Source organism: Agrobacterium vitis (genome assembly GCF_014926405.1).
Lineage (GTDB): Bacteria > Pseudomonadota > Alphaproteobacteria > Rhizobiales > Rhizobiaceae > Allorhizobium > Allorhizobium vitis_H.
In genome coordinates this window covers 291,463-304,045 of the sequence record NZ_JACXXJ020000003.1, presented here as the reverse complement: position 1 = coordinate 304,045, position 12,583 = coordinate 291,463, and the positions used below count along the sequence as shown (strand labels likewise).

General features: G+C 55.9%; 11 protein-coding genes. All 11 read left to right on the top strand.

Translation table 11 applies throughout. From position 1 onward, the window contains the following. Positions 1 to 8 precede the first annotated feature (8 nt). The 11 genes from trbK-alt (at position 9) to IEI95_RS02905 (ending at position 12,583) form a co-directional block, all read left to right on the top strand. Complete coding sequence (gene trbK-alt / locus IEI95_RS02955) at positions 9 to 296, top strand: putative entry exclusion protein TrbK-alt (protein WP_194415820.1); 288 nt, start codon at positions 9 to 11, stop codon at positions 294 to 296. Next, entirely contained in the window at positions 293 to 1,684 is a 1,392-nt protein-coding gene (gene trbL / locus IEI95_RS02950) for a P-type conjugative transfer protein TrbL (protein WP_194415819.1), read from the top strand. The genes trbK-alt and trbL overlap by 4 nt, the downstream gene beginning before the upstream one ends. Next, a complete protein-coding gene (gene trbF / locus IEI95_RS02945; protein WP_194415817.1) occupies positions 1,684 to 2,373 on the top strand; it encodes a conjugal transfer protein TrbF in 690 nt (229 codons plus the stop codon). Before trbL ends, trbF begins: the two co-directional genes overlap by 1 nt. After that, the gene (gene trbG / locus IEI95_RS02940; protein ID WP_194415815.1) at positions 2,370 to 3,410 is read left to right on the top strand and encodes a P-type conjugative transfer protein TrbG; all 1,041 of its coding nucleotides are present in this window, start codon (positions 2,370 to 2,372) and stop codon (positions 3,408 to 3,410) included. The genes trbF and trbG overlap by 4 nt, the downstream gene beginning before the upstream one ends. Continuing rightward, positions 3,407 to 4,627 carry a TraB/TrbI/VirB10 family type IV secretion system protein gene (locus IEI95_RS02935; RefSeq protein WP_194415813.1) on the top strand — a complete coding sequence of 407 codons (1,221 nt, stop codon included), beginning with the start codon at positions 3,407 to 3,409 and terminating at the stop codon, positions 4,625 to 4,627. Before trbG ends, IEI95_RS02935 begins: the two co-directional genes overlap by 4 nt. Next, the gene (locus IEI95_RS02930; RefSeq protein ID WP_194415811.1) at positions 4,624 to 4,848 is read left to right on the top strand and encodes a DUF2274 domain-containing protein; all 225 of its coding nucleotides are present in this window, start codon (positions 4,624 to 4,626) and stop codon (positions 4,846 to 4,848) included. Before IEI95_RS02935 ends, IEI95_RS02930 begins: the two co-directional genes overlap by 4 nt. Positions 4,849 to 5,192: 344 nt before the next feature. Continuing rightward, the gene (locus tag IEI95_RS02925; protein ID WP_194415809.1) at positions 5,193 to 6,755 is read left to right on the top strand and encodes a DEAD/DEAH box helicase; all 1,563 of its coding nucleotides are present in this window, start codon (positions 5,193 to 5,195) and stop codon (positions 6,753 to 6,755) included. An 8-nt stretch (positions 6,756 to 6,763) separates the two neighbouring features. Beyond that, positions 6,764 to 8,539, top strand: a complete 1,776-nt coding sequence (locus IEI95_RS02920; RefSeq protein ID WP_194415807.1) for an ATP-binding protein — start codon at positions 6,764 to 6,766, stop codon at positions 8,537 to 8,539. A gap of 26 nt (positions 8,540 to 8,565) precedes the next feature. After that, complete coding sequence (locus IEI95_RS02915; protein WP_194415805.1) at positions 8,566 to 9,645, top strand: hypothetical protein; 1,080 nt, start codon at positions 8,566 to 8,568, stop codon at positions 9,643 to 9,645. 24 nt (positions 9,646 to 9,669) lie between these two features. Further along, positions 9,670 to 10,110 carry a hypothetical protein gene (locus tag IEI95_RS02910; RefSeq protein WP_194415803.1) on the top strand — a complete coding sequence of 147 codons (441 nt, stop codon included), beginning with the start codon at positions 9,670 to 9,672 and terminating at the stop codon, positions 10,108 to 10,110. Between the two features lie 73 nt (positions 10,111 to 10,183). Then, positions 10,184 to 12,583 carry a DUF262 domain-containing protein gene (locus tag IEI95_RS02905; protein ID WP_194415802.1) on the top strand — a complete coding sequence of 800 codons (2,400 nt, stop codon included), beginning with the start codon at positions 10,184 to 10,186 and terminating at the stop codon, positions 12,581 to 12,583.

Genomic DNA, 12,583 nt, shown 5'->3' with positions numbered 1-12,583 from the left:
GGAGACAAATGGACCTGAAGATCGCCGCCCGGATACTTGCCGTCTTCGCATTTGGTGCAGGGCTGACCGCCGCAATCGTTGCCCTGCAAGATGAAGACGCAACCGATGCGAAAGTCCCCAGTATCGGGCGTCCGGGCGGCGAGCCCGTCAACACCGGGCTCTCGCGCTGCCGCGACCTTGGCATGGCCGCGGCCGATGATGCTGCCTGCCACAAGGCCTGGGCGGAAAATCGCCGCCGCTTCTTCGCAACCGATCGACCGGTCGCACCGAAGACCGGCGAGGTGCCGTCGCCATGAACAATACCGGCATCATCGACCGTTTCCTCGAAACCTTCACCGCCTACATCGACAGCGGCTTCGGTCTGCTCGGCGGGGAGGTGGCTTTCCTGACCTCGACGCTGATCGTCATCGATATCGTGCTGGCCGGTCTGTTCTGGGCATGGGGCGCGGATGAGGACGTGCTGCAGCGGCTGGTGAAGAAGACGCTCTATATCGGTTTTTTCGCCTTCATCATCGGCAACTTCAACCGGCTCGCGGGCATCGTCTTCGAGAGCTTTTCCGGGCTCGGTCTCAAGGCCGGTGGCTCTAGCCTGTCAGCCTCGGAACTGTTGCAGCCCGGTCGCGTGGCGCAGGTCGGTATCGATGCCGGCAATCCCATCCTGGAGGCCGCCGGCGAGTTGATGGGCTATATCGCCTTCTTCGAAAACTTCGTGCAGATCTTCGTCTTGATGGTGGCCTGGGTCATCGTTCTCGTTGCCTTCTTCATCCTCGCCATCCAGATCTTTATCACGCTGATCGAGTTCAAGCTGACGACGCTTGCGGGCTTCGTCCTGATCCCCTTCGCGCTGTTCAACAAGACATCCTTCCTCGCCGAGAAGGTGCTCGGCAATATCGTCGCCTCCGGGGTCAAGATACTGGTGCTGGCCGTCATCGTCGGCATCGGCTCCGGGCTGTTCGACGAGTTCACATCCGGTTTCTCTGAACAGCCGACCATCACCGAGGCACTATCGCTTGTGCTCGGCGCGCTCTCGTTGATGGGCCTGTCGATCTTCGGTCCCGGTATCGCCTCGGGCTTGGTGTCCGGCGCCCCGCAACTCGGAGCAGGCGCTGCCGTCGGAACCGGTCTTGCCGCAGCCGGTCTGGGAGCTGCCGGTTACATGGGTGCCAAGGCTGGACTGGGTGCGGCCGCAAATGCTGTCGGCGGTGTGGCGAGGGGAGGGGCAACACTCGCCGGCGGCGCCAGGACCGCCTACGGGCTTGGCGAAGCATCTGTTGGCACAACCGGGACTGGCGGTGGTGCTGCCGGTTTTGCCGGTGTCGCAAAAGCAGCCGCCGGTTTTGCCGTGACCAAGGGCAGGGCCATGGGGTCCGGCGCATCCCAATCCATGAGCTCCAGCTATCGCTCCGGACAGGCGGGCGCATGGAAGGCGACCGGCGGCAAGAACGAGGTCGGCGTCGGCATGCCCGAAGCCGCCAATGATCCATCGTTTGCCGGGCCGCAGTCCGCAAGTTCCGCCGCCGTGTCCGGCCCCGACATATCGCCCTCGACGCCGCCCGAATGGGCGCAGCGCATGAAGCGGAGCAGCACCGTCAGTCACGGTGTCAGCACAGCCGCCCACACGATCCGCTCTGCGGACCACGGCGGCGGCTCCATGTCCGTCTCTCTCAATCAGGATGACCGTTGATGAACATTTTTAGGCGACCTTCCGTGCGCTACGCACGCACCCCGGAACCCGAAACCCCCTACCAGAAGGCAGCGCAGGTCTGGGACGAGCGCATAGGCTCCGCTCGCGTGCAGGCGAAAAACTGGCGGCTGATGGCCTTCGGCTCTCTGTTTCTGGCTGGCGGTTTTGCATCGGCGCTGGTCTGGCAATCGACGCGTGGGACTGTGGTGCCATGGGTGGTGCAGATCGACAAGTTTGGCGAGGCGCAGGCCGTTGCCTCTGCCATGACCGACTATCGGCCGACCGATCCACAGATCGCCTGGCATCTCGCTCGTTTCATCGAACAGGTTCGCAGCATTCCGGCCGATCCGGTCATCGTGCGGCAGAACTGGCTTCGCGCCTACGAGTACACCACCGATCGCGGGGCGATCGCGCTTAATGACTATGCCCGTGCCAATGACCCGTTCACGAAGGTCGGCAAGAACCAGATCGCCGTCGAGATCTCCAGCGTCATCCGTGCCTCGCCCGACAGCTTCCGTATCGCCTGGACCGAACGGCAGTTCGAGAACGGCCAGCTATCCACCACCGAACGCTGGACCGCCATTCTGACCGTCGTGATCCAGCCGCCGCGCACCGCTGAAAAGCTGCGCTCCAATCCACTCGGCGTCTACGTCAACGCAATCAACTGGTCGAAGGAGCTTTCGCAATGAAGCGGGCATACAGGAAAAGTGCATCGCTGCTGCTGGCAACATTATTGTCGGCATCGGCGCTTGCCGGCTGCGCGAAGAAATACATTCCGCCGGAGATCGACTACGATGACGCGGCGCCCGCCGTGCTGACCGCCGATCCGGTTGGGCCTGTAAAGGTGGTCGAACTGCCGAAACCCCTGCCGCTACCCGGCCAGTTGAAGCCCATCAACGGGGAGAAGGCAAAGGCGGAGCCTGACGATCCGAAGACACGGATTACGTTGGCCAACGAAGCCGCTCGCATCCAGCCGGTCCGTGACGGCTTCATCAATGCCGTGCAGATCTATCCTTTCTCCGGCGGTGCGCTCTATCAGGTCTATGCTGCACCTGGTCAAGTGACGGACATCGCCCTTCAGCCAGGCGAGCAACTGGTCGGGTCTGGTCCAGTGGCTGCAGGCGACACCGTGCGCTGGATCATCGGCGATACTGAAAGCGGCACGGCGGCTTCAAAGCAGGTGCATATCCTGGTAAAGCCGACGCGGCCCGATCTCCAGACCAATCTGGTCATCAACACCGATCGACGCACCTATCATCTGGAACTGCGCTCCACGCCCTCGACCTATATGGCGTCTGTCTCGTGGCAATATCCGCAGGATCAGTTGATCGCGCTGCGGCGGCAGAATGCGAGAGCGACAGAGACGCAAGGCGTCGCCACCGGCATCGACATCTCGAAGCTGAACTTCCGTTACCGCGTCGAGGGTGATGCAGCACCGTGGCGTCCGATGCGCGCGTTCGATGACGGAGCAAAAGTCTATATCGAATTTCCCTCCGGCATAGGGCAGGGCGAAATGCCGCCGCTGTTCGTGATCGGACCGTCCGGCAACTCCGAACTGGTCAACTACCGCGCCCGTCAGAACTATTATGTCGTCGATCGGCTGTTCGCTGCGGCCGAATTGCGGCTTGGCGACAAGGACAGCGCAAAGCGTGTTCGCATCGTCCGTACCGATGGTCGATCAGTGGTGAAGCGGACCACGCTGTTTTCGTCGGAGCGCAGCCGATGACTGGGTCTGCAAAATCATCGGACATGAGCCTCCGAGCGGAACTACGCCTGCGGCCTGAGCCGCGCCGTGTCACGCGGTTGTCTCGTAAGTTGTTGATCGGTCTCGGCGGCGTTGCCAGTATCGCCATTTCAGCGGCGCTGTTCTGGGCGCTCGACACCAACCGGCGCGGCAACCAGTCCGCGACGGAGCTCTATAATGTCGACAACACGACACCAGCCGATGGCCTGGCCGGCCTGCCGAGAGATTACACCAACATTCCGAAACTGGGTCCGGCGCTGCCGGGAGACCTCGGCCGGCCGATCCTTCGGGCGCAGGAGGCGGGCAAGCCGGTCTTAACACCTAGCATCCAGACGCCGCGTGTCGATCCAGAAGAACAGCGCCGCCTTGCAGAGATCGAGGCCGCCCGTCTAGCAAAGCTGTTCACTGACAGTCGTGGGGAGCGAACGATGGGAGGCCAGACAATCGCATCGGCAACTGCACCTGCTTTTGCCGTCGATCCCGCCACCGGTATGCCGATTCCATCCGAGACACCATCGCTGGACGCCGGGTCCGCGCAAAACATGCAGGACCGCAAGCTCGCCTTCCTCAATGGCGAGACTGACCAGCAAACCGTCAGTACCGACCGCGTGCAGGAGAAGGTGTCTCCCTATGTCGTGCAGGCGGGCACCGTCATCCCCGCGGCCCTCATTACCGGCATCAAGTCCGATCTGCCCGGCCAGATCACCGCGCAGGTGACGGGACACGTCTATGACAGCCCGACCGGCTCGTATCTCCTCATTCCGCAAGGCGCCCGTCTGATCGGTCAATACGACAGTCAGGTTGCCTTCGGGCAGAGCCGTGTGCTGCTGGTCTGGAACCGCCTCATCATGCCGGACGGCTCATCCATCGTTTTGGAGCGTCTGCAGGGCGCCGACACTCAAGGGTTCTCCGGGCTCGAGGACGAAGTGGATTATCACTGGGGACAGCTGTTCAAAGCCGCAGCGCTCTCGACGCTTCTCGGCATCGGCACGGAACTCTCGTTCGATGACGAAAGCGACATCGCTCGCGCCATCCGCGAAAGCGCCCAGGACAGTGCATCCGACATCGGCCAGCAGATCGTTGGTCGCCAGCTCAATATTCAGCCGACCCTGACGATCCGGCCGGGTTTCCCGGTCCGCGTAATTGTCAACCGAGATCTGATAATGAAGCCTTATGGAGCGACAAAGGAGCCGGGATGACCAAGTTGAAGCTGTCTGCTATTCCCGACGAAAAGCCCGTCAAGATCACCATCGAGTTGCCAGCTCCGGTATTCCGGGATTTGCAGACGTATGCTGCGATTATTGCGCGCACCGCTGGCGAAGACACTCCACCCGACCCATTCAAACTCGTTGCCCCGATGCTTCAGAGATTCATGGCAACTGACAGGGGGTTCAGCAAAGCAAAGCGTGATGTTTACTGATTGACCGGCGGCTCGGTGCGGTCACGCCGTACCGAGCCGCTTCGCGGATATCCTACAGCGCTTCGACACCATGCCCGGTTAGTCTGGGCCACGCCTCTTGGCTGCTCCAAAATATGTGTAGCAAGCACATCGCGCCATTCGGTTGTCGTAAACCCTCATGCAGGCCGACGAAGGTAATAAGAAGCACAGGACTGCTTGATCTGCGTACGCTGTAACGGATAGGCAGACGCGTAAAATTCAGCTATCAGAATCGAATAAACTCCCATAGGTTGCTTTCTCGGCTCTCGAGGCACATTTGCTAATCGATTGAAACTAGAGTTGTGACGGAAGCGGACGGGGGCATAGTGGAATCCAAACTTGTGGCGCATCTGGCGCGTTGCGACGCAACCGCTCTCACGGCGCTGCTGGGTGAAGCTACAATGGCCCTCCTGACGCGGGTCGGTAATGACGCGATTGTTCCTACCGGTCTAGCTGAACTGGTTGTTTACGTACTCGGCGAGGATGGAGCACTTCGGGATACGGTAGTTAGACGGTTGCTCTTTGAAAAACTTACGCAGGATGAGGGAAAGCATCTTTGCGAGCTTCTGTTGGTCGCGTCCTATGCTCCGGCTACGACCTTGGCGAGTGTCGATTTCGACAACGACCAAACCAATAGCGACCTGCTCCGCCGGTTTTTTAATGTCACTGTCGATCTGGATGCCTCGGTGGTCAGTGCGACCCAGAATGCGACTGCGAGCCATCAACTGCGTGCGCATCAGGTCAATGCCTACCGGAAACTGCGACGCCTGATTAACGATCCGACAGCCACTGCCTTGGTACATATGCCCTTCGGTGCTGGTAAGCTCCGCACTGTCGCAACTGCTATTTTGGACCTATATCGAGGCGAGGCCGACGGACGAGTTGTCGTCTGGTTAGCGTCCGGCGAGGCTCTATGCGAAGAGATTTTCGATGAGCTGAGCGGTGTTTGGCAACAGCTAGGTTCTCGCAACGTCACCGCTTTCCGGCTTTACGGCGATCATCCAACACCCGATCTCGATATCATCGGGAACGGGATTGTCGTTGCAGATGTGGAAAGGCTCTTCAACAAAGAAGCAGGGTTGGTTAGCTTGGGGCGCCGAACACGCGTTCTTGTCGTCGGTGATGCTGAACTACTCATCCATTCTCCTGTCGTTGCGGTGATAGACGTGATGTCCCAGGAGGGCGATTTTTCTATAATTGGTGTATCGGCGTCGCCAGCTAGCGTTATCCAATCACGTCAGGCACTGGCCGCGCTAATTGCAAAATTTTCAGGTTCTTGCATTTCGATCGAGGTCGAAGATCCGGCGGCATTGTTGCGAGACGCTGGTGATGTTGACCATATAACCGTTGAAATAAAGGACGTGCCATTGGCATTGGCAGATCCAATCTTATTGTCCGGGATTGATCTTAGCCACGAGGACATGGGGCAATTAAGCAGGGACGTTGACCGCAACCACGCTCTTCTTGAGATTGTATTGGCGGAGGCGAAGGCGACGACTGCACCAATCGTCCTATACTCACCTACAGCCGAACATGCCCGCCTCTTCGCCGGTCTACTTCGCCTGCGAGGGATGCGATCAGCCGCAATTACCGCTGACATGTCACGGCAGCAGAGAACTTTGGCTTTGCAGAGGTATGTCTCACGTTCTGACAAGATCCTCTGCGTTCACGGCTTCTTTCTTTCTGGGGTGGAAATTCCCACAGTGTCCACCGCAATATTGGCCTGCCCCACTACGTCCGGCGCCCTGATTTATGAAATGGTGGGGCGTCTGGCCAGTGGCCGGGGCCAGCCGAAAAATCCCCTGAGGGTCGTTGTGGTTGGCGACCCTATTCCCGATTATCTGGTTCTGGCGCGAGGACTAGAAAATTGGGACGCCCTCAACATTTAGGAGCCAAGATGTCGTTTCCGATTATTCCACAGAACCTCTCCATAACGGCGATGCGAAGCTCGGGATACCGGGACAGCGCACACGCGCTTGCGGAGCTTATCGACAACGCTATTCAGGCTGGCCAAGAGCATGGAGGCACGACGCAAGTAGAGCTGATCTGTGTCGACGAGGCGCCGTCCAGTACGGTACGAAAACGAATCTCCCGAATCGCGGTTTATGATAACGCCGTGGGAATGGATCCTGCCGCGTTGAGAAAAGCTCTGCAGTTCGGAAACGGTTCAAGACTGGATCCCAAGAACCAGAAAGGTATCGGCAAGTTTGGAATGGGCCTGCCAAACTCTTCAATCTCGCAGTGCAAACGCGTGGACGTTTGGAGCTGGCAGGGTGGAAACGTCTTTCACACCTATCTTGACATCGACACTATTCAAAATGGAAATCTGACGGAGGTTCCGGATCCGACGGTTTCCGCAATTCCAGCGGAATGGTTGAAGTTGATCGCTGGAGAGATTGCGCCTCACGGTACATTGGTCGTTTGGAGCAACCTCGACCGCATCTCTTGGAAGCAAAGTTCAACATTGCTGCGCAATACAGAGTTCATCGCGGGGCGGGTCTATCGAAGGTTCATAAATAAAAAATCCGTGCGAATTCGCTTGGCTGCCTACGAACTCGCTGCTGGCACTTACAATTCAACTTACGAGAGCTTCGTACGCCCAAATGATCCCCTCTATCTCATGGCAGGCACCAATACCCCAGCCCCGTTCGATCAGCTCGCTGCTTTTGAACTCTTCGGCGAACCGGTTTCATTGACCGTTGGATACAATGGTCAAGAACACGATGTGACGATCCGCGCCTCGATCTCAAAGAAGGAGACTCGCCGCGAGGGCGGCAACCGCCCAATTGGGAGGCATGCCAAAAAAAATCAGGGTATTTCCGTAGTCCGCGCTGACAGGGAACTTGAGCTCAACCGCAGCTTTGAAAACTCTTATGATCCACGAGAACGCTGGTGGGGTATCGAAGTCGAATTCGAGCCAGCTCTCGACGATGTGTTTGGAGTGACAAACAACAAGCAGGCGGCGACCGGCTTCTACCTCATGGATCTCGGCGACGATGCTGCGGCTGAAGGTATGTCAGAAAGCGAATACCGCGACATGCTGAAGGCTGATCGTGATCCTCGTCTTCCGATGTACCGAATCAGCCGGGAAATAGACAAACTTCTTGATGCAATGCGTGCCCGGATCGCAAAAATGAAAGAAGGGGAACGAACGGCAAAGCGGCAGGAGACTGACGCAAACAAGGCTGAGAAGGCTGCTACAGAGGCTGTCAATCGGCGCCGGGAGCGAATTGGAGATACCGGCCGCAGTGACCAGGGCGAAAAATTATCACCAGAAGCCCGTGCTCAGGCTCTGATGATGGAGATCGTGAATGACGGCGTGGAAGACAAAGTCGCGCAGCAGATCGCGATTGACTACGTTGCCAAAAAAATCAAATTCCGATTTCGCCACGCCGATGTCTCCGGCCAAACAATCTTCGACACTTCGACTGTCGGGGGGGTGATACTGATCACTCTCAATACGCGTCACCCGGTCCACGAAAAGCTGTTTGAAGTGCTCAGAGATGAGGAGGCTGTTAGTAACTCATACGCGAAGGAAGTTTTGTCACTGATAGCAGCTTGGGCACGTCTTGAAGATGAAGCGCAAACCGACAAAATGCGGATAGCAATAGAGGATATGAGGCTGCAGTGGGGCCGTATGGCTATGGACTTCTTCGAGCTTGAGGAAGATTAGGGTACTGCGGATACTGGAGCGAATGAATGAGTGGCCAGGACGCAATACGCGGTTTCGCCGTGCAGACGTTGATTTGTTTGCTGGACGCGCTGAGGATTGGCGTGCCGGAGTGGCGCTTTGTCACCATCGAACCAGACATTGCGGGAGACAAGGTTGATATTCTTTGGGAGTACGACAACGATAAACTCGCCCAACAGGTAAAATCGTCCAAGAACCAGATTGGGCGCGCTGCGGTCGAAACTTGGTGCGAGGAACTGAGCCAATCGGGCTCAGCAGACAGATATCAGCTTATACTAGCGGGGCCTATCGCTGCTGCGGTACTGGAACATTCACCTTTTCACGGTGTATCTGTCCCCACGCCCACGTCTATGGACACGTTGGCGCTCATCGATCAAGCGGTCACAAAGCTTGACCGATATCTGTTGGCGAAGGCGTTCCCCCTCATACCTCTTCCCATGCGCGAGGCAATGGTAAGCTTGATCGCTGCGCGACTAATCGACGGTTCAATACGAGCTGATAGAGTTTCGCGCGAGGTTTTTGACGGATGGCTTCAGGAATGGATATTGGTTGCATATCCCGCTGCCGTGGAACAAAGATTATCGGCTAACTGTGACGTTCTGTGGAGCAATATTCAAATTGCCGGCCCTCAAATGCTCGGCAACCAAGCATTCGATATTGTCCTGCCTTTATCGGTAATCAACGGCGGTCTCTCTGTTGCCGTCGTCGAGTGGTTTCTCCTGCGTGTGAACACCGCTAATCGCAGAATGCTGTATCGGTCGGAGATGATGCTTCCGTCCATCGATAGCGCAGGCGAAGACTTCCGCCTGATGTCGGTACCGTTTTCTGAATTCGCCGTGAACCCAGGTAACGCGCAGGCGGTCCGCGTTCTGTTTGTACCAGTTGATAAAGTAGGTTTCGACAACGGCCTATGGCCACTAGGCGACCACGACTTTGAGCTATGGGTGAAATACGCAGCGGTTCCGGATCCGAGGCAAGTCAAGAAGGTTTCTGTACCAATTTCAATAGACCATCGGTCGGTCTTGAGTTCGGCCCAAACAAAAACGATTCGCATCTCGACCTTGCGCAGTTTCATTGAAAAGATTTAATTTTGACGGAGAGGGGGATGTAAGTTGAATGAAAAAATTGAAGCGATAGAAATCTATAAGCAACACTACGCACATTTTGGAAGAATGAATGATCTTATCTATAAGTTGCCCTTATTATACTCCACGCTCATCGGCGGCCTCTGGTACTTTGCTGTCTCTGCGCGGGCTGCCGACCCTGTCATAGCGGTGGCAGTTTTTCTGTTTGCAGCCATTATCGCTTGGTATTCTCGTATTATGACCGAGCGGTTCCGTAAGGCATTCAATATATACATTGCCCGCATAAACGCCTTTGACAGAGAATATGCTGTATCCCTGAAGCGTGACCCGATTGAAGACACTGGCCTGTCGACCCTCGGTGCTTTTAAACACCTTTTGATGGCGTCGTTTTGTATTTCCCTAGCGGGTGCATCGTATGTTGCATTCATTGGAATACAGCCGTGGTTGGAGACGCTCATGAAATGCTAAATTCTGTTTGAGCTCTACTACGTGAACAATATGGTAATCGAACTGCCCGTGAAATTAAAAAAGGACGAAATTCTTGGCTAGCCCAGCGCAGAAAATTTTTGAAGCCGATTCCGAAAGCCTTTATGATTTTGTTTCGAAAAATGGGCGAGGGCTTTATATCCCGCCGTACCAGCGCGACTATGCTTGGGACAAGGCAAACGTCGAACGCTTGATTGACGACACCGTGCAAGGGTTAGGTGCACTGTTGAAGCGTCCAGATGAATCCATCACATTCATCGGTACCATCATCGCGATGAACGATGCGAAAAAGCTTACAATCAGCCCGTTGGTCAAAAACCAAGTCTACAGCCAGGTCATGACGATCATCGACGGTCAGCAACGATTGACGACTCTGCTTATGCTCTGCCTAGCCCTGCTCATAGAGATTGAAACGGAGTGGGCGTCGCTGATTAAAGCAAAGACTATAGTGAGCGACGAGACAAAAAACTGGATCGAAACGCGGGTGAACGACATGCGCGGCCTCCTGTCGCAGATGCTGTCGGAAGAGCAGCGGAACGGGGAGGCCGAATTCCGACATTTCCCCAAAATGATCAGGGCCTTTAAAGACACATGGTCCTATGAGTCTGACAAAGCAAATTACGACTCGCCTATTGCATGGATGCTTTTTGAATATGTGAAGTTCTCCAAGCAGGAAAACCCGAACTGGAGCAAGTTTCTCGTTGAGCTTCAAAAGACCAGCGTAGGTGCAGATAACGAGGCCGAGCGTAAGCACTTCGTCAAAATGATGAAGGTGATGAGGACGAAGCTGAAAGCCCTTCCGTCCGACGATGAATTTCCTGATTTCGCGAACATTGTTCACGATACTGAAAAGCAAGACGCGCTTTTCGGAGAAGAGTTCCCTGAGCCTATGACGCTTGCATTGACGCAAATTCTGGCGAAACAGTCCCATGCGCTGATGGTCGATGAAGCGGGCGATCTTGAAATCGAGGCCGACGACAAGAAGACCCAAGAGTGGTGGCAATCAGCAACTTCACTTATCTCACTCTTGTTTTTTTCGCGCTTTGCTCTCGAGCGGATAACCTTGGTGGTCGTTACCGCGACCACGGAAGACTTCGCATTTGATGTGTTTGAGGCGCTGAACACGACCGGTCAGCCACTCACAGCTTTGGAAACGTTCACGCCAAAAGTCGTACAATCCATCGGTTTGCAGCACTACAATGCTTCAGAGGAGAAGAAGCAACTTGATGCCGCCTTCTCGTACCTCAAGAAGGCAACAAACGCGGAAGCCCGCCAAAAACGATCAGCTGAATTACTAATAGCTTTTGCTTTGGCTGAGCGCGGGGAGAAACAGTCCAAGAACCTCGCCGATCAAAGACGATTTATGCGAGATACTTTTGATGGCTGTGGCAGCGCCGCCGCCCAAAAAAGTTTTGTGCGACATCTGGCAGACCTCTCGCGTTTCTTCGACGAAGTTTGGGTAGATGGCATCCCAGCCGTAGGCACAACTAAACTTCCTGCCGATGCAGCGTTGTGCATTCGATTTTTAGTTGCTCTAGGTCACACAATTACAGCGCCGCTACTGGCGCAGTATGCGGCCGCGATTACAGCTGCAGGGCAAGATGCCGAATTGAAAAAAATCGCTGTTGCCGAATTTGCAGCTGTTGCAAGGGCCGTTACCAGCTTTGCTGTGTTGTGGAGGTCTTCTCGATCAACGACAGATAGGATTGAACAAGTCTACCGTGATCTTATGAGTAAAGGTGCACCGGAGCGTGGAGTCGGACCTCTTGCCAGGGGTCTCCGGAACGACGGAGTGCTACCCAAGGCTGACGTCATAAAGCAGGTTCTAGCGGCACGGCTGAAAACCGACCGGACCAATGGGGGAGCAAATATCGGCAGCAAGGAGGAATGGATCGAGAAGACTGTTGTTCAGCCTATTTACTTCGTCAATGTTGCGCTCGCCCGCTTCCTACTGATGACAGCGTTTCATGACACCGTGGAAGGACCCGACGGGATCTTGATTGCTGGGAAAGCTGGATCACATCCCACACTCACCATAGAAGCTTGGACGACGGACCTTTATACGAGTGTGGAACATATTGCCCCGCAGTCTCAGGGTGACTGGCCCGCTGATCTTTATGCTGACGACGAGTATGACCGACTGGGAAATCTGACCCTAGTGCCGCTTAATGCAAATCAATCGCTGAGTGCTCGAGCGTGGCTTCATAAAAAGAAGTTCTTCGCTGCGCTCGCTGCCGACACCACCCAAGAGGCAGAATTGATATTAGCTGAGCTAAAAGGTATGGGGGCGGACGTTTCGAAGGTCGCTGGTCGCATTCATGGCGAGCATTATCTGCCGCATGTTAAAGCAATCGCAGCATTTCCCCATGAGTGGAATTTGCAGGCTGTTGACGCCCGCGGACGGCTTCTTGCTGAGCTAGCTTGGAACCGATTAGCCCCTTGGCTTGGAATGTAA